Source organism: Pseudomonas sp. PHC1 (assembly GCF_046487845.1).
Classification (GTDB): domain Bacteria; phylum Pseudomonadota; class Gammaproteobacteria; order Pseudomonadales; family Pseudomonadaceae; genus Aquipseudomonas; species Aquipseudomonas sputi.
This window is the reverse complement of the sequence record NZ_JBJXHJ010000001.1, coordinates 188,895-212,135: the sequence shown is the minus strand read 5'-3', so window position 1 is coordinate 212,135 and position 23,241 is coordinate 188,895. Positions and strand designations below refer to the sequence as shown.

Below are 23,241 nucleotides of genomic sequence, written 5' to 3'. Positions count from 1 at the left end.
CTGCCGGCAGAACCATGACCGAATTCGTGTTTACGCTCTTCAGTGCTGCGCTGATCAACAACTTCGTGTTGCACTGGCCGCTGGGCGTCGATCCGCTGTTGGCCGGCAAGCGCCGTCAGGTGCATGCGCTGGGGCTGGCAACGTTGTGCCTGATGCTGATTGTGGGTGTAGCGGGTTATGCGGTCTGGCATTGGCTGCTGGTGCCGTTGCAACTGGAATTCCTGCGGCTGTTTGTGTTTCTGCCGTTGAGCGTCCTGCTGATCGCGCCGTTGCTGAAGCTGTTGGCGCATTGGCGACCCGCGCTGCCATTCGATGGTTTGTGGCCGCTGCTGCTGGGCAATGCCGGGGTGCTGGGGCTGACGCTGATCAACGCGCAAGCGGATAAGGGCCTGTTGCATGCGACAGCGCTGAGCCTTGGCGCCGGTCTGGGTTTCTGGCTGGTGTTGAGCCTGTTCAACGATTTGCGCGAGCGCACGGCCGACAACGATATTCCCCTGCCCTTTCGTGGCCTGCCGATCCTGTTGATCGGCGCCGGACTGATGGCCGTGGCTTTTCTCGGATTCAGTGGATTGATCAAAACATGAGTCTGATTCAACGCATCGATGCCCTGCTACCGCAGACCCAATGCGGCAAGTGCGGCCATCCCGGATGCAAACCCTACGCTGAAGGCATCGCCAACGGCGAGCTGATCAACAAGTGTCCGCCGGGTGGCGACGAAACCATCGCGGCGCTGGCGGAGCTGCTGAAAATCCCGGTGCTTGAGCTGGACGTCAGCCGTGGCGCGGCGCCGCCGCAAGTGGCCTACATCCGCGAGGCCGAATGCATCGGCTGCACCAAATGCATCCAGGCCTGCCCGATCGACGCCATCGTCGGCGCGGCGAAGCTGATGCACACCGTCCTCATCGACGAATGCACCGGATGCGACCTGTGTGTGGCGCCCTGCCCGGTCGATTGCATCGAGATGCACCCGCTGCCGCCGGGCACGCTGCCGGTGGTCGGTGGTCTGGCGGCCAGCCTTGAAGAACAGCAGGCCCGCGCGGCCAAACGCGATCACGCACGGCAACGTTTCGAACGGCGCAATGCTCGCCTGCAACGCGAAGAACAGCAGAAGCAGGCCGAACGCGAAGCTCGGGCGCAACGCGCGGCGCAGGTCGAAGTCGCCGCCACCACGCTTGATCCGGTGCAGGCGGCGCTGGAACGGGTCCGCGCACAAAAAGCCGCGACCGCCGATGCCGCACTCAAAAAAGCCAAGATCGACGTGGCCATGAGCCGGGCGCAATTGAACAAGTCGCTCAAGGCCTTCGGTCATCCGCCGACCTTCGATCAGCAATCGCAACTGATCGTCCTGCAGCAGCAATTCGAAGCTGCCGAACAGGCACTGGCGAAGCTGGAAAGCAGCGCTTCACCTGCACCGGTCGTGGCCGCACCGGCAAAGGACGCCGATCTGAAAAAGGCGAAAATCCAGTTGGCGATGCGCCGCGCCGAACTGAAAAAGGCACAAACCGCAGAGGCCCCGCCAGCCGAAATCGCCGCGCTGGAGCAAGCCCTGCGTGATGCCGAACAGGCGCTGCACAGCGCCGAAGATGCCAGCGATCAACCGGCGCCGGAGCTTGTGCGCGTCGAAAAACGCCCGATCGACGACCAGCTTCGCCACTTGAAAACCGAACTGGCCTACGCTCGCGCCGATCTGAACAAACTGCAACGGCGCGACGGCACGCCCGCCGACATCCTCGAAAAGGCTCGCGCCCGCCTGCAAGAAGCAGAGCGGCAGGTACAAGCCCATGTCATCCATTGAAACCAGAGACGAACGCCTGCAACAGGCAATGAAGCTGGTGTTGCTGGCGACATTGCCAGGATGGCTGGCGTTGTTCTGGTTTTACGGCTGGGGCGTGTTGATCAACCTGATCCTGTCCGTCGTCACGGCACTGGGCGTCGAAGCCGCTGTGACATATCTGCGCCGCCAGTCGCTGCAATCGACCTTGACCGATGGCAGCGCGGTGGTCAGCGCCACGCTGCTGGCTATCGCCCTGCCGCCTTATTGCCCGTGGTGGCTGACGGTCACGGCGATCGCCTCGGGTCTGCTGCTGGGCAAACATCTGTACGGTGGCGTGGGCCAGAACCCGTTCAATCCGGCCATGCTCGGCTTTGCCCTGGTCATGGTGATGTTCCCGCAACCGATGACCCACTGGCCGGCCCATGGCATGGATCTGGCGGCGGCATTTGGCCAGGTGTTCAAGCCGGGCACCGCGCCGGATGCCTGGGTTCAGGCCACTGTTCTGGACAGTCTGCGCATCAATAAAAGCCTGACCATGGACGAACTGTTTGCCGGCGATCCGGCCTTCGGCCGCTTTGGCGGGTACGGCGTTGAATGGGTGAATCTGGCGTTTCTCGCCGGCGGCTTGTTCCTGTTGCAACGCAAGGTATTTGGCTGGCATGCGCCGATCGGCATGCTCGCCAGCCTGTTCGTGATCAGCCTGTTGTGCTGGAACGGTTCGGGCTCTGACTCCCACGGCTCGCCGTTGTTTCACCTGCTGAGCGGCGCGACCATGCTGGGGGCGTTTTTCATCATCACTGAACCGGTGTCGGGAGCGAAAAGCCCGCTCGCCCGTCTGCTGTTCGGCGTCGGCGTGGGGTTGTTGACGTATGTGATTCGCACCTGGGGTGGCTACCCCGATGGCTTGGCGTTTGCGGTGCTGTTGATGAACCTGTGCGTGCCGGCGCTGGAACGCTTCGCCGTGGCCCGTCAGGCGCAGGTGGCACCATGAACCGCACGAACGGCCTGGTCATACTGGCGTTGATGACCGCGCTGGGCATCGGTGTGACGTGGCTGGTGCAACGCAGCAACGCGCCGCACATCGCCGCCGAACAGCGTCTGCTTGAGAGTCGTAAATGGCTGGACGTGCTGCCGGTCGATGCTTACGACAATCTGCCGCTTGAACAACCTCTGGCGCTGACCGACATCCACCTGAGCCACAGTCTGTTGCTGGGCGGTTACCGGGCGACGAAAAGCGGCCAACCTGTGGCCGTGCTGTTGCGCAGCCAGACCCAAGGCTACGCCGGCAATATCGAGTTGCTGATCGCCATCGATGCCGACGGTCGTTTGCTCGGCGTCAAAACCCTCGAGCAAAACGAAACGCCTTCGCTGGGTGGACATATCGGCGACTGGCCAAATCGCTGGCTTCAGCGCTTTAGCGGACAATCGAGTAGCCAGCCGACGGAAGCCGGATGGGCCTTGAAGAAGGATCAGGGACAATTCGACCAGATCGCGGGCGCAACCATTACCTCTCGTGCGGCCATCAACGCCATCCACGATGCCCTGCGTTACTTCGATGAACACCGCATGAGCCTGCTCGGGAGCGCACCATGAAGACGTCAGCGACACTGTCGAACGCAATGATGCTGGTCCTGTTGATCGGTGCCACCGACTCCGTGGCAGCTGCGCTGGCGACTCTGTTGATGTTCGCCGTTGTCGTGGGCATTTACGGTTTGTGCATGGCACCGCTGCGTTCGCGCCTGAGCAGCGAGAGCCTGTTGCCGGTCAGTCTGGTGCTGGCCGCGACCCTGGCCGGCTGCGCCGATATTTTTCTGCAACGCGGTGCGCTGCAATGGCATCAACTGATCAGTCTTTATGTTGGGCTGACTGGCTTGCAATGCGTCGTGCTGGAGCACAATGGGTTCTTTCGCCAGCCTGTCCGCGCACGGCTGAAACTGTGCGGCCTGTTTGCCGCGCTGATGACCGTGCTGGCGGTGTTGCGTGAGCTGATCGGTCAGGGCAGCATCGGCCATCATTTGTCAGAACACTGGCAAGGTTTGATTCTGTTCGGCGATGGCCTGCATTTTGCGACGCTGGCTCCCGGCGCCTTCATATTGCTGGGACTGTTACTGGCCGCCCGTCAGGCCTGGGCTCGCCCTGCCGACCTACCCGAGGAAACGCATCACCCATGAATGCCGCAAAACGTCTGGAGATCTTCCGTCGGTTTCACGAGGACAATCCCGAACCCAAGACCGAACTGGCCTATTCCTCGCCTTTCGAACTGTTGATCGCAGTGATTCTGTCCGCGCAATCGACGGATGTCGGGGTGAACAAGGCGACGGCCAAGCTGTTCCCGGTGGCAAACACACCGGCGGCCATTCACGCGTTAGGCGTTGAAGGGCTGTCCGAATACATCAAGACCATCGGCCTCTATAACAGCAAGGCCAAAAACGTGATCGAGACCTGCCGCCTGCTGGTCGAGCTGCACAATGGCGAAGTCCCGCAGACCCGCGAAGAGCTGGAAGCCTTGCCCGGCGTAGGCCGCAAGACGGCCAACGTCGTGCTCAACACCGCGTTCCGCCAGTTGACCATGGCGGTGGACACCCACATCTTCCGGGTCAGCAACCGCACCGGTATCGCTCCTGGTAAAAACGTGGTCGAGGTGGAAAAGAAGCTGATGAAGTTTGTGCCAAAAGAATACCTGCTCGACTCGCACCACTGGCTCATTCTTCACGGACGCTATGTGTGCCTGGCACGCAAGCCCCGCTGCGGCAGCTGTCGGATTGAAGACTTGTGCGACTACAAGTACAAAACTTCTGACGATTGAGTGGCTATTGGTTTTATTGATTTATCGATTGAAAAAATCTTTTTTACCATCTGCTGGAATATCGATATAAGAAGCGCCAAAGGCAGTCTTAGCCTGGAGTTAACCTTATGAGCACCAGCAAAGAGCAATTGGAAGCGGATGACGACTTTATCGCCACGGAGGCCGATGATGCCGAACCTTTGGTTGAAGTCGCCAAGACCAACTTGAGCAAACGCCGAACCATCGACAACCTGCTTGAGGAGCGCCGACTGCAGAAGCAATTGGCCGATTACGATTTTGATCTCTGACATTTGAAAGCCTCCCGCAACGGAGGCTTTTCTCTTTCTGCCACACGCTGACTCCGATCCGCCCATGACCTGACCCTTCAGACCAGGCCGTTGCGCTGCGCCAGTTCGATCAGATCCACCAGCGAGCGCGCATTGAGTTTCAAAAGCAGTCGGGTCTTGTAGGTACTCACGGTCTTGTTACTGAGGAACATCCCGTCGGCAATTTCCTTGTTGGTCTTGCCCCGCGCCAGTTGTTGCAAAACCATCATTTCCCGCCCCGACAGGCGATCGACCATATCAGCTTCGCTGGCATTTCCCAGACTGGTACGCACGGTATGCAACGCCTGATTCGGAAAGTAGCTGTATCCGGACAGAACCGCCTTGATGGCGCTCAACAACTCAGTCAGATCCTGCTGTTTGCAAACATAACCCGCCGCCCCCGATTGCATGCAGCGCATGGAAAAGTGCCCGGGTGACTGAGATGTCAGCACAAGTACTTTCAACGGCATCGCACTTGTCGTAAGGCGTGCAATGACTTCCAGTCCATCCAGTTTCGGTATGCCGATATCCAGTATCACGATATCCGGCATCTGATCACGAGCAAGTTGTAACGCATCCACTCCATTGTCGGTTTCTGCAATGACTTCGTAGCCATGACGTTCCATCAGCATACGTACCGCAAGACGAATGACGGGGTGATCATCCACGATCAGCACTTTATTCATGGGCAAGTCCAGTTTCGCTGTTCGAATTTTTAGAACCGGCACAATAACGCAGTCATTTCACTCATGGCATGGAGAAGTTCATTCACACCGGCATCAAGAGACACCTCCTACAGCCAATAAAGATTATTCCTACAGAAAAGGATCACCAGAAAAATTACTGCCTGGTGAGAGCGTAAAGCCCGCCACTCAACCGATTACAATGCGACAGCACCTGAACAAGGCATCAACAAGAAAAAGCAAACTCACCAAAATAATAAAAACCTGAAACAACATACCTGTATTAATTCACCCTTAATTCCGATAAACACCAGCTAACTAACGCTAGACCATCAACCTGACATCCAGCTATACAAATCACTAGAAAACCCCATGACGAGAACAGCAAATTCATGAGCAAAGCACATGTTAAAAAACAACAGAAAGATCACCAACCCTATAAGCATCATTGCCGTATTTGCATTGATAACCGAGACCTCAGCAGCGGTGTCCCTGCCCTTTCTCGATAACGAAGACCGGAAGATCTACATTTGGCTTCTGATCAGTTTTCCTTTTTTCCTGGCGTTCCTGTTCTTCATAACTCTTAACTTCAACTACCGATCCCTTTATGCACCTTCAGACTTTGAAAACGACAAGAGTTTTTTAAAGGCATTTGAGGAAAGTGCACCTCATCTGCAGGAGACGGTCACACAACCCAATATTGAGTTGCACACAGTAAAACTGCAAAAATCGCTCACGACGCTATATATCGTTGATATCAGAGGAGGAAGTGCCGAATTTGACACAGGCGAACTATTGGAAAAAATCCCGCCCCCTTCCAAACACTCACTCAGAATATTCCTGTTCCTGACCCACTCGATACCGGACGCTTCATTAACAGAAAACGTCTTCAAATCGTTTAAACAAAGGAAGAAAGCCGCCGGAACTACCTACTGCATCTCTTACGACGTGGATTCAATGAGCATGATTCAGGTGGAAAAGGTTTGAAAACGCCGCAGACGGCTGGCAAAGCAAGAGCAGCGAACATGCTGATCCCGATCAGTTTGAAGAAAGGAGCACCCAAAAGCACAAAGGCCCTGTCTTGCGACAAGGCCTTTGTTTCACATCCGAACCGAATGACTCAGAACAGCTTGCGGCCCTTGTTGGCAGCAATGCGCATGCGCAGTGCGTTGAGCTTGATGAAGCCCGCCGCATCGGCCTGGTTGTAGGCGCCGCCGTCTTCTTCGAAGGTCGCGATGTTGGCGTCGAACAGCGAATCGTCAGACTTGCGGCCGGTCACGATCACGTTGCCCTTGTACAGTTTCAGGCGTACGACGCCGTTCACGTTGACCTGGGAAGCGTCGATCATCTGTTGCAGCATCAGACGCTCAGGGCTCCACCAGTAGCCGGTGTAGATCAGACTGGCGTATTTCGGCATCAGCTCGTCTTTGAGGTGAGCGACTTCGCGGTCCAGGGTGATCGATTCGATGGCGCGGTGAGCGCGCAGCATGATGGTGCCGCCCGGGGTTTCGTAGCAGCCACGGGATTTCATGCCGACATAACGGTTCTCGACGATGTCCAGACGGCCGATGCCATGCTCGCCACCAATCCTGTTCAGCGTCGCCAGCACGGTGGCCGGAGTCATTTCGACGCCGTCCAGCGCAACGATGTCGCCGTTGCGGTAGGTCAGCTCCAGGTATTGCGGGGTGTCGGGAGCCTTCTCCGGAGAGACGGTCCAGCGCCACATGTCTTCTTCGTGCTCGGTCCAGGTGTCTTCCAGCACACCGCCTTCATAGGAGATGTGCAGCAGGTTGGCGTCCATCGAGTACGGGGATTTCTTCTTGCCGTGACGCTCGATCGGGATCGCGTGCTTCTCGGCGTAATCCATCAGCTTCTCGCGGGACAGCAGGTCCCACTCGCGCCAAGGGGCGATCACTTTCACGCCTGGCTTGAGTGCGTAGGCACCCAGTTCGAAACGTACCTGGTCGTTGCCCTTGCCGGTCGCGCCGTGAGAAATGGCGTCGGCGCCGGTTTCGTTGGCGATTTCGATCAGACGCTTGGCGATCAGCGGACGCGCGATGGAAGTACCCAGCAGGTACTCGCCTTCGTAAACGGTGTTGGCGCGGAACATCGGGAACACGAAGTCACGCACGAATTCCTCGCGCAGGTCGTCGATGTAGATTTCTTTGACGCCCATAGCCTGCGCCTTGGCGCGAGCCGGCTCGACTTCTTCGCCCTGACCCAGGTCAGCGGTGAAGGTCACGACTTCACAGTTATAAGTATCCTGCAGCCACTTGAGGATCACCGAAGTGTCCAGGCCGCCGGAATACGCCAGAACGACCTTGTTTACGTCCGCCATGCCATCACTCCACGGGGTTCTACGGAAAGCCGAGGAGTCTACCGCTCAAACGCGATAATTTACAGAGGCGCGACAGCTTAAGACGACAAAGCGACAGAATCTGTCGAGAGGGCGACGATGACCGCTGAGTCAGGAAGTCGCCGCTGCGTTGGCCGGGGTGCTGGCCTGAGGTGCCGGAGCGGTGGTCGGCGCCACTCGCGCAAGGTGCACGTTGACCCGGCGGTTCTTGGCCCGATTGGCGGCGTTGGTGTTTGGCACCAATGGGTAGCGCTCACCATGGAAACGCACGGTGATCTGCGACTCCTGGATGCCGTTGGCCTTGAAGAAATCGACCACGGCCAGCGCACGACGGCGCGACAGTTCGCGATTGGTCAGGCGATTGCCGCTGTTGTCGGAGTGGCCGTCGAGTTCGATGTGATTGACCGTCGGATCGGCCTTCATGTACTCGAGCATGACTTGCAGCTTGGCCTTGGCGGCGGCGTCCAGTTCGGTGCCTTCGCCGGGGAAGCCGATCTGCGACTGTTTGACCTGATCGAAATTCTGCGGGAGCAGTTTCGCCACGCAGGTCTGATAGTCGTTGAACGCCTTGCTGAACTTGACCGGCAACAGGCGCACTTCCGACACCCGACCATCGCCCGATGCCCTGCGTACTACCGGACTGCGACCGTCCATAAGTCCGCTGATCAGTTGCCCGGCCTGGGATTGAGAACTGTTGAAGAGCACGTTGCCGCTGCCCAGCCGAACCGTGCCCAGATTGATGTCGCCACGTCCCGGCTGCCACGGCGCAGCCGCCGCCAGCAAGGTCGCCGAACCACCGCCGAGCATGGCGTTGTAGGCGTTCAGGCGAAAGGTCGCCTGCTCGCCGGCCTTGCGCACGAACTGCCCCGAGCCGAAATCGGTGATCGGTTGCGTCAGACGGCACTCGAACTTGTCGCCCTCGACCGTCCACTCAATGTTCTCCAGACGGGTCTGGTAGGTCAGTGCCATCGCGGGAAGGCTGGCAAACACACTGAGCAAGGCTAAATATCGCTGGCGCACGGGAGGCTCCATTGGCTTCTACAACAAAAAAGACCGAGACATACATCTTTACGGCATACCTATGGGATATCGGACGCTCGTCACAAAACTTGATAGCGAGTGCCTGCAAGAGTCTTTTCCGGTAGCATTCGCCTCAGTTTGACCCGCCTGGAATCCCCTCATGTCCGACCGCCTGACCCTGCTGCGTCCCGACGACTGGCACATTCATCTTCGCGATGGTGCCGTGTTGACCAATACCGTTGCGGATGTCGCGCGCACCTTTGGTCGCGCCATCATCATGCCCAACCTGGTACCTCCGGTGCGCAACGCCGCTGAAGCCGACGGCTATCGCCAGCGGATTCTCGCTGCCCGCCCGGCCGGCAGTCGTTTCGAGCCGCTGATGGTGCTGTACCTCACCGATCGCACCCAGCCTGAAGAAATCCGTCAGGCCAAGGCCAGCGGTTTCGTGCACGCCGCCAAGCTGTACCCGGCCGGCGCCACCACCAACTCCGATTCCGGAGTCACCAGCATCGACAAGATTTTCCCGGCGCTGGAAGCGATGGCCGAAGTCGGCATGCCGCTGTTGATCCACGGTGAGGTCACCCGTGGCGACGTCGACGTGTTTGACCGCGAAAAAATCTTCATCGACGAGCACATGCGTCGCGTGGTCGAGCGTTTCCCGACACTGAAAGTGGTGTTCGAACACATCACCACCGGCGATGCCGTGCAGTTCGTCAACGAGGCTCCGGCCAACGTCGGCGCGACCATCACTGCGCATCACCTGCTCTACAACCGTAACCATATGCTGGTGGGTGGGATCCGGCCGCACTTCTATTGCCTGCCGATCCTCAAGCGCAACACGCACCAGGAAGCCCTGCTCGACGCCGCCACCCGCGGCAGCGCCAAGTTCTTCCTCGGTACCGACTCGGCGCCGCACGCCCAGCACGCCAAGGAAGCCGCCTGCGGCTGTGCCGGCTGCTACACCGCATACGCCGCCATCGAGCTGTATGCCGAAGCCTTCGAACAGCGCAATGCGCTGGACAAGCTCGAAGCGTTCGCCAGCCTGAACGGCCCACGTTTTTACGGCCTGCCGGCAAACACCGATCGCATCACCCTGGTTCGTGAAGAATGGACCGCCCCGACCAGCCTGCCTTTCGGCGAGCTGACCGTTATCCCGCTGCGCGCCGGTGAAAAACTGCGCTGGCGCCTGCTGGAGGAACACGCGTGAGTGAAGACCATTTCGACGACGAACTGGACGGTCAAGGTGGCGGCGGTTCGCGCCATCCAATGGCAGCACGCTTTCGCGGCTACCTGCCGGTTGTCGTCGACGTAGAAACCGGTGGCTTCAACTCGGCCACCGATGCGTTGCTGGAGATTGCCGCGACCACCATCGCCATGGATGAAAAGGGTTTCGTCTACCCGGATCACACCTACTTCTTCCGCGTTGAGCCGTTCGAAGGCGCCAACGTTGAAGCGGCGGCGCTGGAGTTCACCGGGATCAAGCTCGACCACCCGTTGCGCATGGCCGTCAGCGAAGAAACGGCGCTGACCGACATCTTCCGTGGCGTGCGCAAGGCCTTGAAGGCCAACGGCTGCAAGCGGGCGATCCTGGTCGGCCACAACAGCAGCTTCGACCTGGGCTTCCTCAACGCCGCCGTCGCGCGGCTGGACATGAAGCGCAATCCGTTCCATCCGTTCTCCAGCTTCGACACCGCGACCCTCGCCGGTCTGGCTTACGGTCAAACCGTATTGGCCAAGGCCTGTCAGGCCGCCGACATCGACTTCGATGGTCGTGAAGCGCATTCGGCACGTTACGACACCGAGAAGACGGCCGAACTGTTCTGCGGTATCGTCAACCGCTGGAAACAGATGGGTGGCTGGGAAGACTTCGACGACTGATCCTCGTCGGATTTCCTCTGAGCATGAAAAAACCGGCCACGTAGGCCGGTTTTTTTGTACCTCGACGTTACGCCTTACAGGGCAGCAGCGTTCTCGGTCAGGTAAGCCGCCACGCCTTCTGGCGAAGCGTTCATGCCTTTGTCGCCTTTTTTCCAGTTGGCAGGGCAGACTTCGCCGTGCTCTTCGTGGAATTGCAGCGCGTCGACCAGACGGATCAGCTCTTCCATGTTACGGCCCAGCGGCAGGTCGTTGACGATCTGCGAGCGGACAACGCCCTTGTCGTCGATCAGGAACGCGCCACGGAAAGCCACGCCGCCTTCGGACTCAACGTCGTAGGCCTTGGCGATGTCGTGCTTCATGTCGGCAGCCATGGTGTATTTCACCTGGCCGATGCCGCCATTGTTGACCGGGGTGTTGCGCCAGGCGTTGTGGGTGAAGTGCGAGTCGATCGACACAGCGATCACTTCAACGTTGCGCGCCTTGAAGTCGGCCATGCGGTTATCCAGAGCGATCAGCTCGGACGGGCAGACGAAGGTGAAGTCCAGCGGGTAAAAGAACACCAGGCCGTATTTGCCTTTGATGGCCGAGGACAGGGTGAAGCTGTCAACGATCTCGCCATTGCCGAGTACGGCCGGGACGGTGAAGTCAGGGGCTTGTTTGCCTACGAGTACGCTCATTGATATCTCCTGGTGTAGAAACTTGAAGTTCAGGGCTCGCGCCAGCCTGCCACCCTCAGGCGACAGCCCTGTGACACGAACCCCCTTCGCAAGGGCCGACCATCATACACTGCGTTTTTCGACTGTCCTTAAAGGTTTTTCGCGAAATCCCGGCTGGCATTCAGCCATGTACCACCGTTCGTCAGTCACAGCCATTGGCGACGAAAACCCTTGGGAAAGCACTTTGACAATCATTCTCGTTAACATTAAGATCCATCGCAATTGAGTCACAACCAGCGACGGTTCTCACTTATGTATGTTTGCCTCTGCACTGGCGTCACCGACGGACAGATCCGCGAAGCGATCTATGAAGGTTGCTGCAGCTATAAAGAAGTCCGTCAGGCCACCGGCGTCGCCAGTCAATGCGGCAAATGTGCATGCCTGGCAAAGGAAGTGGTTCGCGAAACCCTGACCAAGCTGCAAACCGCCCAGGCTGCGATCCCCTACCCGGCAGAATTTACCGCCGCGTAATTATCCCGAATTCGAAAAACCGGACTTATGTCCGGTTTTTTTTATGCCTGAAAATCAACTGCTTAGCGTCTAGACGCGGAACACAAACATTCTTATTCCGATTAATTTTCATTTATTATTCAATAACTTAGGTTTGACACTTATAAACACCAAGCTCAAACTCTGCCTTATATACCGCTACTTAGGGCAGGACTCCCATCATGAAAGGCGACGTAACAGTCATCCAGCATCTCAACAAGATCCTTGCCAATGAGCTGGTCGCGATCAATCAGTACTTCCTGCACGCACGCATGTATGAAGATTGGGGCCTGAACAAGCTCGGCAAACACGAGTACCACGAATCCATCGACGAGATGAAGCACGCGGACAAGCTGATCAAGCGCATCCTGTTCCTCGAAGGCCTGCCGAACGTGCAGGATCTGGGCAAGCTGCACATCGGCGAGCACACCCAGGAAATGCTGGAGTGCGACCTGCGCATCGAGAAGACCGGTCACGCTGACCTGAAAGCCGCCATCGCGCATTGCGAATCGGTGGGTGACTTCGGCAGCCGTGAACTGCTCGAAGACATTCTCGAGTCCGAAGAAGAACACATCGACTGGCTGGAAACCCAACTGGGCCTGATCGACAAAGTCGGTTTCGAGAACTATCTGCAATCGCAGATGGGCGAAGACGAGTAATTAGCCAGCGCTGAACTCGAGACACTAAAAAGCCCCGCCCTCTTTGGAGAGGCGGGGCTTTTTATTGCCTGGACTTCGGGATTGCCGAAGTCCGGACAGAAACCAATCAGGCTTCGGACTTGGCCGCAGCCGCCTTGGCGGATGCTTCCTTGACCAGGGTCTGCAGCTCACCGTTGGCGAACATTTCAGCCATGATGTCGCTGCCGCCGACCAGTTCACCGGCTACCCACAGCTGCGGGAAAGTTGGCCAGTTGGCGTACTTCGGCAGGTTGGCACGGATTTCCGGGTTCTGCAGGATGTCGACGTAGGCGAACTTCTCGCCACAGCCCATCACAGCCTGCGCAGCTTTCGCGGAGAAGCCACACTGCGGGGCATTCGGCGAGCCTTTCATGTAAAGCAGAATGGTGTTGTTGGCAATCTGCTCTTTAATCGTTTCGATGATATCCATGGAGCACCTCGGCTGAACTTTCCGACTCATGGGTCGGCACGGTGGCGCATTGTAACGGAATCCCGAGCGCCCTGCTCGGTCTCCCCGACAGACATGCTCACGCCGCCGCCACGGTCACCGGCACACCATTGAGCGCCGCGTTGCCTGACAGCTCGTCGAGCTGGCATTCGTCGGTCAGGTCATTGGCGCTGGAGCCGGGTTGCCCACTGGCAATCGCCATCTGCACACCCGGCCGGGCGTGGCCCCATCCGTGCGGCAGGCTGACCACGCCTTTCATCATGTCCGCACTGCCCAGCACCTCGACCTCGATCTGCCCGACCCGTGAACTCACGCGCACAAGCTGGCCATCACTGAGCCCGCGACTGGCGAGATCGTCCGGATTCATCAGCAACTGATGACGCGGCTTGCCCTTCACCAAACGATGGTAATTGTGCATCCACGAATTGTTACTGCGTACATGACGGCGGCCGATCATCAACAGCTCATCGGTGGCTGGCGCCCGCAACGCGGCGAAGCGCGCCAGGTCGGCCAGGATTTCCGGCGGCGCCGCCTGGACTCGTTGATTGGCGGTCTTCAATCGTGGTGTCAGGTTGGGTTTCAGCGCTCCCAGATCAACGCCGTGCGGATGATCGAACAGCGTCGCCAGCGACAATTTATGCTCGGACGCATCGCCATAGGCGCCCATGCGTAATCCCATGTCGATCATCTTCGCCGGCGGCATCGTCGGTTTCAGCTCCTTGCCGGTCTTCGCGGCAAAGGCCTTGGCCAGGCCAACAAAAATCTCCCAGTCATGCAGCGCACCTTCGGGTTTGGCAAGGATCGCCCGGTTGAAACGAGTGACGTTGCGCACCGCAAACAGGTTGAAGGTGGTGTCGTAGTGATCGTTCTCCAGCGCCGAAGTCGACGGCAGGATCAGGTCGGCATAGCGCGTGGTTTCGTTGATGTACAGATCGACACTGACCATGAACTCCAGCCCGTCCAGCGCCTGCTCCAGTTGCCGGCCATTGGGCGTGGACAGGACAGGATTGCCGGCCACGGTGATCAGCGCGCGGATCTGACCTTCGCCTTCGGTGAGCATTTCTTCGGCCAGCGCCGAGACCGGCAACTCGCCGCCGTATTCAGGGCGCCCGGACACGCGGCTCTGCCATTTGTTGAAATGCCCGCCCGAAGTGGACGCCACCAGATCCACCGCAGGCTCGGTGCACAAGGCACCGCCAACGCGGTCGAGATTGCCGGTCACCAGATTGATCAACTGCACGAGCCAATGGCACAGCGTGCCGAAAGCCTGAGTGGAAACCCCCATCCGGCCGTAGCAAACGGCGCTTGGCGCCGCGGCGAAGTCCCGGGCCAATTGACGGATCTGTTCGGCGGGAACCGCGCACAACGGGCTCATGGTTTCAGCGGTGAAACCCGCCACCGCCGCGCGCACTTCGTCCAGACCGTCCACCGGCAGATGGCTGTCCGAGGTCAGCCCCTCGGCGAAAAGAGTATTGAGCACGCCAAACAGCAACGCCGCATCGCCCCCCGGACGCACGAACAGATGCTGATCGGCCAGCGCCGCCGTCTCGCTGCGCCGAGGATCGACCACCACCACTTTGCCGCCCCGGGCCTGAATCGCCTTCAGTCGCTTCTCGACATCCGGCACGGTCATGATGCTGCCGTTGGACGCCAGTGGATTGCCGCCCAGGATCAGCATGAAGTCGGTGTGATCGATATCCGGAATGGGCAGCAGCAAGCCGTGGCCGTACATCAGATAGCTGGTCAAGTGATGGGGCAGTTGATCGACCGATGTCGCTGAATAGCGGTTGCGGGTTTTCAACAGGCCGAGGAAGTAATTGCTGTGGGTCATCAGCCCGTAGTTATGCACGCTGGGGTTGCCCTGATACACCGCAACCGCGTTCTGCCCATGACGCTCCTGAATCGCCGAGAGTTTTTCGGCGACCAGTTCGAACGCTTCGTCCCACTCGATGGGCAGCCATTCGCTGCCGACCCGGCGCATCGGCTGGCGCAGGCGATCCGGGTCGTTCTGGATATCTTGCAGCGCCACGGCCTTGGGGCAGATGTGCCCACGACTGAACGTGTCCAGGGCATCACCCTTGATCGAGGTGATCTGCACCTGGTTGTCGGTTTCGGTGGTTTCGATGGTCAAGCCGCAGATGGCTTCACACAGGTGGCAGGCACGGTGATGGAGAGTCTTGGTCATGGCCAGTCTCTGTCTTGTTCGGGGCAGGCAATCACGCCTGCGGGAACAAAACTATGGCCCGCGACCCGATGCAGCGCCAGCGACGTTCGTCTTGTGAATCGGCGGCCATCAGGCCGGCCGATAGACCCGCGTCAGTTCGCCGGAAGCTGGGGTGGTGCGGCCAGCTGGATTTCCTGGATAGTCTCGATCTGCTCTTGGGCGATGTGGACGCCGGTGAGTTCGCCGATCAGTCGCCAATGCTCGTCGAGCCCGGCGCTGATGGTCGCCATGCGGTCGATCATCTGCCGGCTGGCGGCCTTGACCACGTCGTCTTCACTGCGCATCAGTTCGAAGGACATCGAGGTCATCGAGGCGGTAAGGTGGGTCAATGAGCGTGCCGTGTGGCCCAGCAGTTCCATTAACAGTTGTTCTTTCGATTCCATGCGGAGGCTTCCTGCGTCGCTCATGATTTATTTATAACCCAGCACTTTGCTTTAGCAAATGTTTCAACCCGTGCATCCGACCAAGCGAACCGGTGGCTCACCGGTCGCAAACCGACCAGGGCGATGCCATCCCCGCCGCGCCGGATTGCCAAGCCCGGTGGGGCCAGTGTACAAAGGCCTCGCGGCCCCCTCGAAAACTGACCGGAAATCACAGCGTTCGCGCTGCTGACAACCCGGCGCATTTCTGCAGAAACCGTAGCCTATTGGAAAAACGCGACATTTAGTGTCAATATCGCGCCTTCCCCTATTTCGTCGCCCCCGTGCGGCTTACGCCGCAGGTCTCGCCCGTTGTTCCGATAAACAAGGCTTTGAGCATCTGCGGTCTGTAGCAAAAAGGTAGTCAATGATGAGCGCAAGGCACTTTCTCTCCCTGATGGATTGCACGCCCGAAGAGCTGGTCAGCGTGATCCGTCGAGGCGTTGAGCTCAAGGACCTGCGTAACCGCGGCGTACTGTTCGAGCCTCTGAAAAACCGCGTCCTGGGGATGATCTTCGAGAAGTCCTCGACCCGCACACGCATCTCCTTCGAAGCCGGCATGATCCAGCTCGGCGGTCAGGCGATCTTCCTGTCGCCGCGCGACACCCAGCTGGGCCGTGGCGAGCCGATCGGCGACTGCGCCATCGTCATGTCGAGCATGCTCGATGCGGTGATGATCCGTACCTTTGCCCACAGCACCCTGACCGAATTCGCCGCCAACTCCCGCGTGCCAGTGATCAACGGCCTGTCCGACGACCTGCACCCGTGCCAGTTGCTGGCCGACATGCAGACCTTCCTCGAGCACCGTGGCTCGATCCAGGGCAAGACCGTGGCCTGGATCGGCGACGGCAACAACATGTGCAACAGCTATATAGAAGCGGCGATCCAGTTCGACTTCCAGTTGCGCGTGGCCTGCCCGGAAGGCTATGAGCCAAACCCCGAATTCGTGGCCAAGGCCGGTGACCGCGTGACCATCGTCCGCGACCCGAAAGACGCCGTGCGCGGCGCGCATCTGGTCAGCACCGACGTCTGGACCTCCATGGGCCAGGAAGAGGAAACCGCCAAGCGTCTGAAGTTGTTTGCGCCGTTTCAGGTCAACCGTGCCCTGCTCGACCTGGCCGCCGATGACGTGCTATTCATGCACTGCCTGCCCGCTCACCGCGGTGAGGAAATCAGCCTCGACCTGCTCGATGACCCGCGCTCCGTCGCCTGGGATCAGGCAGAAAACCGTCTCCACGCACAGAAGGCCCTGCTCGAGTTCCTTGTCGAACCGGCATATCACCACGCATGAGTCATGAATTACTGCTGAACCTGCGCAACCTCGCTTGCGGCTATCAAGATCAACGTGTGGTGCAGAACCTCAACCTGCACCTCAACGCCGGCGACATCGGCTGCCTGCTCGGCTCGTCCGGTTGCGGCAAGACCACCACCCTGCGCGCGATTGCCGGTTTCGAACCGGTGCACGAAGGGGAAATCTCTCTCGGCGGTGAGGTGATCTCCAGCGCCGGTTTCACCCTCGCCCCGGAAAAACGCCGGATCGGCATGGTCTTCCAGGACTACGCGCTGTTCCCGCACCTGAGTGTCGCGGACAACATCGCCTTCGGTATCCGCAAGCACCCGAACAAGGAGCGCGTGACCGAAGAGCTGCTGGAACTGGTCAACCTCAAGAACCTCGGCAAACGCTTCCCCCATGAGCTGTCCGGCGGCCAGCAACAACGGGTCGCCCTCGCCCGCGCCCTGGCGCCGGAGCCGCAGCTGTTACTGCTCGACGAGCCGTTCTCCAACCTCGATGGCGAGTTGCGACGCAAGCTCAGCCATGAAGTGCGCGACATCCTCAAGGCCCGTGGCACCAGCGCGATTCTGGTGACTCACGATCAGGAAGAAGCCTTTGCCGTCAGCGATCACGTCGGCGTGTTCAAGGAAGGCCGGCTGGAGCAGTGGGACACGCCCTACAACCTCTACCACGAACCGGCGACACCCTTCGTCGCCAGCTTCATCGGTCAGGGTTACTTCATTCGCGGCCAGCTCGGCAGCCCGGAATCGGTGCAAACCGAACTCGGCGAACTGCGCGGCAACCGCGCCTACACCTGGCCGATCGGTGGCGCGGTGGATGTGCTGCTGCGTCCGGATGACATCGTTTATGCACCGGACAGTGGGTTGAAAGCGCGGATCGTCGGCAAGACATTCCTCGGTGCCTCGACTCTGTATCGCCTGCAACTGCCGACCGGCGCACAGCTGGAATCGATCTTCCCGAGCCACGCCGATCATCAGGTGGGTGCGGATGTCGGGATTCGGGTGGCGGCCGAACACCTGGTGCTGTTCCAGGCCTCCGGCAGCACTGCCGCGCAGATTCCAGCGCTGGAAAGCGGCGTTCGCCGCTATGGCACTGCGCACTGATCGATACAAAAACAATGAGGGAGCCTGATGGCTCCCTTGTTTTTTGCTCTCAACCCAGCATCAACGTACCGCTGGCCACCAGCGTCGCATTCCCGCCGATCTTCACCCGCTCGCCTTCCAGCCGACAGAACAGCTCACCGCCCCGCGCCGAACGCTGGCAGGCGCTCAGGCTCGATTTGCCCAGACGTTTCGACCAGTACGGAATCAGGCTGCAATGGGTCGAACCGGTCACCGGGTCTTCATTGATGCCGATAGCCGGAGCGAAATAGCGCGAGACAAAATCATGCTGATTGCCCGGGGCGGTGACGATCGCGCCCAACCACGGCAATTTGGCGAGGGCGACCATGTCCGGCTGGCAATCGAGCACCGCCTGCTCGGACTCCAGCACCACGAACAGCTCGTTGGAACTCAGAACATCCACTGCCTGAACATTCAATGCCCGCTCGATCTCCACGGTCACGCCTTTTTCCACCGTTTCGATGGCCGGGAAATCCAGCCACAACCTGCCACCTTCGCGGCTGACGCTCAACGGCCCGGACTTGCAGGTGAAGTCCAGACGCTCGGCGCTTTCCTTATAGATCTCGAACAGCACATAGGCGCTGGCCAGCGTTGCATGACCACACAGCGGCACCTCGGTGGTCGGCGTGAACCAGCGGATGTGCCACGCCTGTCCTTCGCGCACCAGAAACGCGGTTTCCGCCAGATTGTGCTCGGCGGCGATCTTCTGCATCAGTTCGTCCGCGAGCCACGCGTCGAGCCGATAAACCATTGCCGGATTGCCACTGAACGGCCGATCACTGAACGCGTCGACCTGATGAAACTCGAGCTGCATAACCTTCTCCCTGTGCAAGTTGAACGAGCATGCAGCGCGGGCCGGATCAGCGCCAGTGACAGTGCCGGCCAATTTTCTTCATACAGACGTCAAGGGCGACCGATGTCGGCAAATTTCGCCTGTGTGTGTTCTGCCAGGGCCGCCGGTGCCAGTTCCACTTCCAGCCCGCGCCGACCGGCGCTGACATAAATCGTCGCAAAAGGCTGGGCCGAGTTATCGATGAAGGTCCGCAGGCGCTTTTTCTGCCCCAGCGGGCTGATGCCACCCAGCAGGTAACCGGTGGAACGTTGCGCGGCGGCCGGGTCGGCCATCTCGACTTTTTTCACGCCGGCGGCGTGGGCAAGCCCCTTGAGGTCGAGACTTCCGACGACCGGCACCACCGCCACCAGCAACTCCCCCTTCTCACTGGCCGCCAGCAGCGTCTTGAACACCTGCGCCGGATCGAGTCCCAGTTTTTCCGCGGCCTCCAGACCATACGACGCGGCCTTCGGGTCATGTTCGTAACTGTGCACGCGATGTTCGGCACGAACTTTTTTCAACAAGTCCAACGCAGGGGTCATGGCAGCTCCGGGCTCGGCAGTGGCAAAAAAACCTGCGGCGGATTTTAGGCCATCGCTGTGCAAAAGGCTCTACCACGGGCCACGTTTCCCGGGGTTTACAGGCCGATAACCACCGCGCAGGCCGGGCGCCCCACAGGATCATTCACATGACTGATAGTTTATTTGTGACTGATGGTTCACTTTCGACCTTTGACAGGTTTGTTTCTTGTCTATATTTTTTCGAATCTGAATAATGTAAGAATTATCGTCATCGCAGCATCCAGCAGTAAACCGGGAACAGGATGGGGATCCTGCCTCGGCGAAAATCGCGCCTTGCCCTGTCGGCAATGCGCCAGACAACAACAAAAACCGAGGTTTTCAATGACAACTGCGTTACAGCAACCTTCGCTCTCGAGCCAGTGCCTGGCCGAGTTTCTGGGTACTGCCCTCCTGATCTTTTTCGGTACGGGTTGTGTCGCCGCGCTCAAGGTCGCGGGCGCCAGCTTCGGTCTGTGGGAAATCAGCATCATCTGGGGCGTCGGCGTGAGCATGGCGATCTACCTCACCGCCGGCGTTTCCGGCGCGCACCTGAACCCTGCCGTCAGTATCGCCCTGAGCATTTTCGCCGACTTCGAAAAGCGCAAACTGCCGTTCTACATCCTGGCCCAGGTCGCCGGCGCCTTCTGCGGCGCGCTGTTGGTTTACACGCTGTACAGCAACCTGTTCTTCGATTTCGAACAGACTCACCATATGGTTCGTGGCACTGAAGCCAGCCTGGAACTGGCGTCGGTGTTCTCCACTTTCCCGAACCCTGCGCTATCGACTGCCCAGGCGTTCCTGGTCGAGGTGATCATCACCGCGATCCTGATGGGCGTGATCATGTCCCTGACCGACGACAACAACGGCCTGCCGAAAGGCCCGCTGGCGCCGCTGCTGATCGGTCTGCTGATTGCCGTGATCGGCAGCTCGATGGGCCCGCTGACCGGTTTCGCGATGAACCCGGCCCGGGACTTCGGTCCGAAACTGATGACTTTCTTCGCCGGCTGGGGTGAAATTTCCTTCACCGGCGCACGTGAAATCCCGTACTTCCTGATTCCGATTTTTGCACCGATTGTCGGTGCCTGCCTCGGCGCTGCCGGGTATCGCGGGCTGATAGCCCGTCACCTGACCGGCGCCACACCTGCTACAAAGGATGCAGAACCGGCCATTGACGGCAAACCAAGAACTTCTTGAAACAGTCGGCGCGGGCTCCTGCCCTTTAGAGCCCGCGCCACGGCCCACTCTCCCTTATTTCGTCCAAGGCAATCGACATGACCGACATTCAGAATAAGAACTACATCATTGCCCTCGATCAGGGTACGACCAGCTCCCGCGCGATCATTTTCGACCGCGACGCGAACGTGGTCTGCACCGCACAACGCGAATTCGCCCAGCATTACCCGCAAGCCGGTTGGGTCGAACATGACCCGATGGAAATCTTCGCCACCCAGAGCGCGGTGATGGTCGAGGCCCTGGCCCAGGCCGGCCTACACCATGACCAGGTCGCCGCCATCGGTATCACCAATCAGCGTGAAACCACCGTGGTCTGGGACAAGACCACCGGCCGCCCGGTGTACAACGCGATCGTCTGGCAGTGCCGCCGCAGCACCGAGATCTGCCAGCAGCTCAAGCGCGACGGTCATGAAGACTACATCCGTGACACCACGGGCCTGGTCACCGACCCGTACTTCTCCGGCACCAAACTGAAGTGGATCCTCGACAACGTCGAAGGCAGCCGTGAACGGGCGCGCAACGGCGAACTGCTGTTCGGCACCGTCGACAGCTGGCTGATCTGGAAATTCACCGGCGGCAAGGTTCACGTCACCGACTACACCAACGCCTCGCGCACCATGCTCTTCAACATCCACACGCTTGAGTGGGACGCGAAGATGCTGGAGATCCTCGACATCCCGCGCGAAATGTTGCCGGAAGTCAAAGCCTCCTCGGAAATCTACGGTCGTACCAAAAGCGGCATCGCCATCGGCGGTATCGCCGGCGACCAGCAGGCTGCGCTGTTCGGTCAGATGTGCGTCGAGCCGGGCCAGGCGAAAAACACTTACGGCACTGGTTGCTTCCTGCTGATGAACACTGGCGACAAAGCAGTGAAATCCCAGCACGGCATGCTCACCACCATCGCCTGCGGCCCGCGCGGCGAAGTGGCTTACGCCCTGGAAGGCGCGGTATTCAACGGCGGCTCCACCGTGCAGTGGCTGCGTGATGAGTTGAAGATCGTCAACGACGCCCACGACACCGAATACTTCGCCAATAAAGTGAAGGACAGCAACGGCGTGTACCTGGTGCCGGCCTTCACCGGTCTCGGCGCACCTTACTGGGACCCGTATGCCCGTGGCGCCCTGTTCGGCCTGACTCGCGGCGTGCGTGTGGATCACATCATCCGCGCTGCGCTGGAGTCGATCGCCTACCAGACCCGCGACGTCCTCGACGCCATGCAGCAGGACTCCGGCGAACGCCTCAAAGCCCTGCGCGTGGACGGCGGTGCGGTGGCGAACAACTTCCTCATGCAGTTCCAGGCCGACATCCTCGGCACCCAGGTCGAGCGTCCGAAAATGCGCGAAACCACGGCGCTCGGCGCAGCTTATCTGGCCGGCCTGGCGTGCGGTTTCTGGGGCAGCCTGGAAGAACTGCGCGGCAAAGCCGTGATCGAGCGCGAGTTCGAACCGAGCCTGGACGAAGTCGAGAAAGAGAAACTGTACAAAGGCTGGAAAAAAGCCGTCAGCCGTACCCGCGATTGGGCGCGTGAGGACGCTGAATAAGCCAACCTGAGTACTCGTATCTGTATGTAACTGGTCGGGAGGAGATTCCTGCGGCATCATGGGCAAATTTTGCACGGCAGCCCAAAGGAAGCCCCATGAATCTGCCTCCCCGTCAGCAGCAAATCCTCGAGCTGGTCCGCGAACGCGGCTATGTGAGCATCGAGGAAATGGCCACGCTGTTCGTTGTTACCCCGCAAACCATCCGCCGCGATATCAATCAGCTGGCGGAAGCCAATCTGCTGCGTCGCTACCACGGCGGCGCCGCCTATGATTCCAGCGTCGAAAACACCGCCTACGCGATGCGCGCCGATCAGATGCGCGATGAAAAGCAACGCATCGGCGAAGCCATTGCCGCGCAGATTCCCGATCACGCCTCATTGTTCATCAACATCGGCACAACGACCGAATCGATCGCCCGCGCCCTGCTCAACCACAGTCATCTGAAGATCATCACCAACAACCTGCACGTCGCTTCGATGCTCAGTGCCAAGGATGATTTCGATGTACTGCTGACCGGCGGCAACGTGCGCCGCGACGGCGGCGTGGTGGGTCAGGCGAGCGTGGACTTCATCAACCAGTTCAAGGTCGACTTTGCGTTGGTGGGTATCAGCGGCATCGACGAAGACGGCAGCCTGCTCGACTTCGATTACCAGGAAGTGCGGGTGTCCCAGGCGATCATCGCCAATGCCCGGCAGGTGATCCTGGCGGCGGACTCCAGCAAGTTCGGACGAAACGCGATGATCCGCCTCGGCCCGATCAGCCTGATCGATTGCCTGGTGACCGACCAACAACCGGTGCCGGCCCTGGCGCAACTGCTGAGCCAGCACAAGATTCGTCTGGAAGTCGTTTAACCCTCTCCCGCCTA

Annotated in this window: 26 protein-coding genes; 17 read left to right on the top strand and 9 right to left on the bottom strand. The window is 59.5% G+C overall.

The window, feature by feature from the left end; all coding sequences use genetic code 11:
* Positions 1–14 precede the first annotated feature (14 nt).
* The 7 genes from ACKJSM_RS00965 to ACKJSM_RS00935 all read left to right on the top strand — a co-directional run bounded on the left by ACKJSM_RS00965 (position 15) and on the right by ACKJSM_RS00935 (position 4,867).
* Entirely contained in the window at positions 15–584 is a 570-nt protein-coding gene (locus tag ACKJSM_RS00965) for an electron transport complex protein RnfA (protein ID WP_410236427.1), read from the top strand.
* Entirely contained in the window at positions 581–1,795 is a 1,215-nt protein-coding gene (gene rsxB, locus ACKJSM_RS00960) for an electron transport complex subunit RsxB (protein ID WP_410236426.1), read from the top strand. The genes ACKJSM_RS00965 and rsxB overlap by 4 nt, the downstream gene beginning before the upstream one ends.
* Positions 1,782–2,765: an RnfABCDGE type electron transport complex subunit D gene (locus ACKJSM_RS00955; RefSeq protein WP_410236425.1), complete on the top strand. Its 984-nt coding sequence runs from the start codon at positions 1,782–1,784 to the stop codon at positions 2,763–2,765. The genes rsxB and ACKJSM_RS00955 overlap by 14 nt, the downstream gene beginning before the upstream one ends.
* Positions 2,762–3,367 carry an RnfABCDGE type electron transport complex subunit G gene (locus ACKJSM_RS00950; RefSeq protein ID WP_410236424.1) on the top strand — a complete coding sequence of 202 codons (606 nt, stop codon included), beginning with the start codon at positions 2,762–2,764 and terminating at the stop codon, positions 3,365–3,367. Before ACKJSM_RS00955 ends, ACKJSM_RS00950 begins: the two co-directional genes overlap by 4 nt.
* Positions 3,364–3,945 (top strand): Rnf-Nqr domain containing protein, encoded by a 582-nt coding sequence (locus ACKJSM_RS00945; RefSeq protein ID WP_410236423.1) that lies wholly within the window; start codon positions 3,364–3,366, stop codon positions 3,943–3,945. The genes ACKJSM_RS00950 and ACKJSM_RS00945 overlap by 4 nt, the downstream gene beginning before the upstream one ends.
* Positions 3,942–4,580, top strand: a complete 639-nt coding sequence (gene nth, locus ACKJSM_RS00940) for an endonuclease III (RefSeq protein WP_410236422.1) — start codon at positions 3,942–3,944, stop codon at positions 4,578–4,580. Before ACKJSM_RS00945 ends, nth begins: the two co-directional genes overlap by 4 nt.
* A gap of 107 nt (positions 4,581–4,687) precedes the next feature.
* Entirely contained in the window at positions 4,688–4,867 is a 180-nt protein-coding gene (locus ACKJSM_RS00935) for a PA3496 family putative envelope integrity protein (RefSeq protein WP_236181293.1), read from the top strand.
* 77 nt (positions 4,868–4,944) lie between these two features.
* Here ACKJSM_RS00935 and ACKJSM_RS00930 read toward each other — a convergent pair whose 3' ends face one another.
* Positions 4,945–5,571: a response regulator transcription factor gene (locus ACKJSM_RS00930; RefSeq protein ID WP_007953203.1), complete on the bottom strand. Its 627-nt coding sequence runs from the start codon at positions 5,569–5,571 to the stop codon at positions 4,945–4,947.
* 402 nt (positions 5,572–5,973) lie between these two features.
* On the opposite strand from ACKJSM_RS00930, the gene ACKJSM_RS00925 reads away from it, so the two are divergent.
* Positions 5,974–6,555 carry a hypothetical protein gene (locus ACKJSM_RS00925; RefSeq protein ID WP_236181291.1) on the top strand — a complete coding sequence of 194 codons (582 nt, stop codon included), beginning with the start codon at positions 5,974–5,976 and terminating at the stop codon, positions 6,553–6,555.
* A 133-nt stretch (positions 6,556–6,688) separates the two neighbouring features.
* Here ACKJSM_RS00925 and ACKJSM_RS00920 read toward each other — a convergent pair whose 3' ends face one another.
* Both ACKJSM_RS00920 and ACKJSM_RS00915 read right to left on the bottom strand, forming a co-directional pair.
* Complete coding sequence (locus ACKJSM_RS00920) at positions 6,689–7,906, bottom strand: argininosuccinate synthase (protein WP_011335737.1); 1,218 nt, start codon at positions 7,904–7,906, stop codon at positions 6,689–6,691.
* A 129-nt stretch (positions 7,907–8,035) separates the two neighbouring features.
* The gene (locus ACKJSM_RS00915; protein ID WP_236181290.1) at positions 8,036–8,944 is read right to left on the bottom strand and encodes a flagellar protein MotY; all 909 of its coding nucleotides are present in this window, start codon (positions 8,942–8,944) and stop codon (positions 8,036–8,038) included.
* Between the two features lie 160 nt (positions 8,945–9,104).
* Here ACKJSM_RS00915 and pyrC point away from each other — a divergent pair, with 160 nt between their 5' ends.
* Complete coding sequence (gene pyrC, locus ACKJSM_RS00910) at positions 9,105–10,151, top strand: dihydroorotase (protein WP_410236421.1); 1,047 nt, start codon at positions 9,105–9,107, stop codon at positions 10,149–10,151.
* The gene (gene rnt / locus ACKJSM_RS00905) at positions 10,148–10,822 is read left to right on the top strand and encodes a ribonuclease T (RefSeq protein ID WP_007953196.1); all 675 of its coding nucleotides are present in this window, start codon (positions 10,148–10,150) and stop codon (positions 10,820–10,822) included. The genes pyrC and rnt overlap by 4 nt, the downstream gene beginning before the upstream one ends.
* 74 nt (positions 10,823–10,896) lie before the next feature.
* On the opposite strand, the gene ACKJSM_RS00900 is transcribed toward rnt, so the two are convergent.
* Positions 10,897–11,499 (bottom strand): peroxiredoxin, encoded by a 603-nt coding sequence (locus ACKJSM_RS00900; RefSeq protein ID WP_007953195.1) that lies wholly within the window; start codon positions 11,497–11,499, stop codon positions 10,897–10,899.
* A 291-nt stretch (positions 11,500–11,790) separates the two neighbouring features.
* Here ACKJSM_RS00900 and ACKJSM_RS00895 point away from each other — a divergent pair, with 291 nt between their 5' ends.
* The gene (locus ACKJSM_RS00895) at positions 11,791–12,009 is read left to right on the top strand and encodes a bacterioferritin-associated ferredoxin (protein WP_007953193.1); all 219 of its coding nucleotides are present in this window, start codon (positions 11,791–11,793) and stop codon (positions 12,007–12,009) included.
* Positions 12,010–12,209: 200 nt separating this feature from the next.
* Positions 12,210–12,686, top strand: a complete 477-nt coding sequence (bfr, locus tag ACKJSM_RS00890; RefSeq protein ID WP_410236420.1) for a bacterioferritin — start codon at positions 12,210–12,212, stop codon at positions 12,684–12,686.
* Between the two features lie 106 nt (positions 12,687–12,792).
* Here the strand turns inward: bfr and grxD are convergent, their stop codons facing one another.
* The 3 genes from grxD to ACKJSM_RS00875 all read right to left on the bottom strand — a co-directional run bounded on the left by grxD (position 12,793) and on the right by ACKJSM_RS00875 (position 15,759).
* The gene (gene grxD, locus ACKJSM_RS00885; RefSeq protein WP_039765841.1) at positions 12,793–13,134 is read right to left on the bottom strand and encodes a Grx4 family monothiol glutaredoxin; all 342 of its coding nucleotides are present in this window, start codon (positions 13,132–13,134) and stop codon (positions 12,793–12,795) included.
* Between the two features lie 97 nt (positions 13,135–13,231).
* Positions 13,232–15,337 carry a molybdopterin oxidoreductase family protein gene (locus ACKJSM_RS00880; protein ID WP_410236419.1) on the bottom strand — a complete coding sequence of 702 codons (2,106 nt, stop codon included), beginning with the start codon at positions 15,335–15,337 and terminating at the stop codon, positions 13,232–13,234.
* Positions 15,338–15,468: 131 nt separating this feature from the next.
* On the bottom strand, positions 15,469–15,759 hold the full coding sequence (locus tag ACKJSM_RS00875) for a hypothetical protein (RefSeq protein WP_236181287.1): 291 nt from the start codon (positions 15,757–15,759) through the stop codon (positions 15,469–15,471).
* A gap of 406 nt (positions 15,760–16,165) precedes the next feature.
* Here ACKJSM_RS00875 and argF point away from each other — a divergent pair, with 406 nt between their 5' ends.
* The gene (argF, locus tag ACKJSM_RS00870; protein ID WP_039765834.1) at positions 16,166–17,086 is read left to right on the top strand and encodes an ornithine carbamoyltransferase; all 921 of its coding nucleotides are present in this window, start codon (positions 16,166–16,168) and stop codon (positions 17,084–17,086) included.
* Positions 17,083–18,192 carry an ABC transporter ATP-binding protein gene (locus ACKJSM_RS00865; RefSeq protein ID WP_236181286.1) on the top strand — a complete coding sequence of 370 codons (1,110 nt, stop codon included), beginning with the start codon at positions 17,083–17,085 and terminating at the stop codon, positions 18,190–18,192. The genes argF and ACKJSM_RS00865 overlap by 4 nt, the downstream gene beginning before the upstream one ends.
* 49 nt (positions 18,193–18,241) lie before the next feature.
* Here ACKJSM_RS00865 and ACKJSM_RS00860 read toward each other — a convergent pair whose 3' ends face one another.
* Both ACKJSM_RS00860 and ybaK read right to left on the bottom strand, forming a co-directional pair.
* Positions 18,242–19,024 carry a PhzF family phenazine biosynthesis protein gene (locus ACKJSM_RS00860; RefSeq protein ID WP_236181285.1) on the bottom strand — a complete coding sequence of 261 codons (783 nt, stop codon included), beginning with the start codon at positions 19,022–19,024 and terminating at the stop codon, positions 18,242–18,244.
* An 89-nt stretch (positions 19,025–19,113) separates the two neighbouring features.
* On the bottom strand, positions 19,114–19,584 hold the full coding sequence (gene ybaK / locus ACKJSM_RS00855; RefSeq protein ID WP_410236418.1) for a Cys-tRNA(Pro) deacylase: 471 nt from the start codon (positions 19,582–19,584) through the stop codon (positions 19,114–19,116).
* Positions 19,585–19,944: 360 nt separating this feature from the next.
* Between ybaK and ACKJSM_RS00850 the strand changes: the two genes are divergently transcribed.
* The 3 genes from ACKJSM_RS00850 to ACKJSM_RS00840 all read left to right on the top strand — a co-directional run bounded on the left by ACKJSM_RS00850 (position 19,945) and on the right by ACKJSM_RS00840 (position 23,227).
* Positions 19,945–20,796: an MIP/aquaporin family protein gene (locus tag ACKJSM_RS00850; RefSeq protein WP_007953183.1), complete on the top strand. Its 852-nt coding sequence runs from the start codon at positions 19,945–19,947 to the stop codon at positions 20,794–20,796.
* A gap of 77 nt (positions 20,797–20,873) precedes the next feature.
* A complete protein-coding gene (gene glpK, locus ACKJSM_RS00845; RefSeq protein ID WP_236181284.1) occupies positions 20,874–22,376 on the top strand; it encodes a glycerol kinase GlpK in 1,503 nt (500 codons plus the stop codon).
* Between the two features lie 95 nt (positions 22,377–22,471).
* Entirely contained in the window at positions 22,472–23,227 is a 756-nt protein-coding gene (locus ACKJSM_RS00840) for a DeoR/GlpR family transcriptional regulator (RefSeq protein WP_007953179.1), read from the top strand.
* Positions 23,228–23,241 lie beyond the last annotated feature (14 nt).

Excerpts from the sequence above, each read along its gene's own strand:
- ACKJSM_RS00965 (WP_410236427.1), top strand. The coding sequence starts at position 15 with ATGACCGAATTCGTGTTTACGCTCTTCAGTGCTGCGCTGATCAACAAC.
- rsxB (WP_410236426.1), top strand. The coding sequence starts at position 581 with ATGAGTCTGATTCAACGCATCGATGCCCTGCTACCGCAGACCCAATGC.
- ACKJSM_RS00955 (WP_410236425.1), top strand. The coding sequence starts at position 1,782 with ATGTCATCCATTGAAACCAGAGACGAACGCCTGCAACAGGCAATGAAG.
- ACKJSM_RS00950 (WP_410236424.1), top strand. The coding sequence starts at position 2,762 with ATGAACCGCACGAACGGCCTGGTCATACTGGCGTTGATGACCGCGCTG.
- ACKJSM_RS00945 (WP_410236423.1), top strand. The coding sequence starts at position 3,364 with ATGAAGACGTCAGCGACACTGTCGAACGCAATGATGCTGGTCCTGTTG.
- nth (WP_410236422.1), top strand. The coding sequence starts at position 3,942 with ATGAATGCCGCAAAACGTCTGGAGATCTTCCGTCGGTTTCACGAGGAC.
- ACKJSM_RS00935 (WP_236181293.1), top strand. The coding sequence starts at position 4,688 with ATGAGCACCAGCAAAGAGCAATTGGAAGCGGATGACGACTTTATCGCC.
- ACKJSM_RS00930 (WP_007953203.1), bottom strand. The coding sequence starts at position 5,571 with ATGAATAAAGTGCTGATCGTGGATGATCACCCCGTCATTCGTCTTGCG.
- ACKJSM_RS00925 (WP_236181291.1), top strand. The coding sequence starts at position 5,974 with ATGTTAAAAAACAACAGAAAGATCACCAACCCTATAAGCATCATTGCC.
- ACKJSM_RS00920 (WP_011335737.1), bottom strand. The coding sequence starts at position 7,906 with ATGGCGGACGTAAACAAGGTCGTTCTGGCGTATTCCGGCGGCCTGGAC.
- pyrC (WP_410236421.1), top strand. The coding sequence starts at position 9,105 with ATGTCCGACCGCCTGACCCTGCTGCGTCCCGACGACTGGCACATTCAT.
- ACKJSM_RS00900 (WP_007953195.1), bottom strand. The coding sequence starts at position 11,499 with ATGAGCGTACTCGTAGGCAAACAAGCCCCTGACTTCACCGTCCCGGCC.
- ACKJSM_RS00895 (WP_007953193.1), top strand. The coding sequence starts at position 11,791 with ATGTATGTTTGCCTCTGCACTGGCGTCACCGACGGACAGATCCGCGAA.
- bfr (WP_410236420.1), top strand. The coding sequence starts at position 12,210 with ATGAAAGGCGACGTAACAGTCATCCAGCATCTCAACAAGATCCTTGCC.
- grxD (WP_039765841.1), bottom strand. The coding sequence starts at position 13,134 with ATGGATATCATCGAAACGATTAAAGAGCAGATTGCCAACAACACCATT.
- ACKJSM_RS00880 (WP_410236419.1), bottom strand. The coding sequence starts at position 15,337 with ATGACCAAGACTCTCCATCACCGTGCCTGCCACCTGTGTGAAGCCATC.
- ACKJSM_RS00875 (WP_236181287.1), bottom strand. The coding sequence starts at position 15,759 with ATGGAATCGAAAGAACAACTGTTAATGGAACTGCTGGGCCACACGGCA.
- argF (WP_039765834.1), top strand. The coding sequence starts at position 16,166 with ATGAGCGCAAGGCACTTTCTCTCCCTGATGGATTGCACGCCCGAAGAG.
- ACKJSM_RS00865 (WP_236181286.1), top strand. The coding sequence starts at position 17,083 with ATGAGTCATGAATTACTGCTGAACCTGCGCAACCTCGCTTGCGGCTAT.
- ACKJSM_RS00860 (WP_236181285.1), bottom strand. The coding sequence starts at position 19,024 with ATGCAGCTCGAGTTTCATCAGGTCGACGCGTTCAGTGATCGGCCGTTC.
- ybaK (WP_410236418.1), bottom strand. The coding sequence starts at position 19,584 with ATGACCCCTGCGTTGGACTTGTTGAAAAAAGTTCGTGCCGAACATCGC.
- ACKJSM_RS00850 (WP_007953183.1), top strand. The coding sequence starts at position 19,945 with ATGACAACTGCGTTACAGCAACCTTCGCTCTCGAGCCAGTGCCTGGCC.
- glpK (WP_236181284.1), top strand. The coding sequence starts at position 20,874 with ATGACCGACATTCAGAATAAGAACTACATCATTGCCCTCGATCAGGGT.
- ACKJSM_RS00840 (WP_007953179.1), top strand. The coding sequence starts at position 22,472 with ATGAATCTGCCTCCCCGTCAGCAGCAAATCCTCGAGCTGGTCCGCGAA.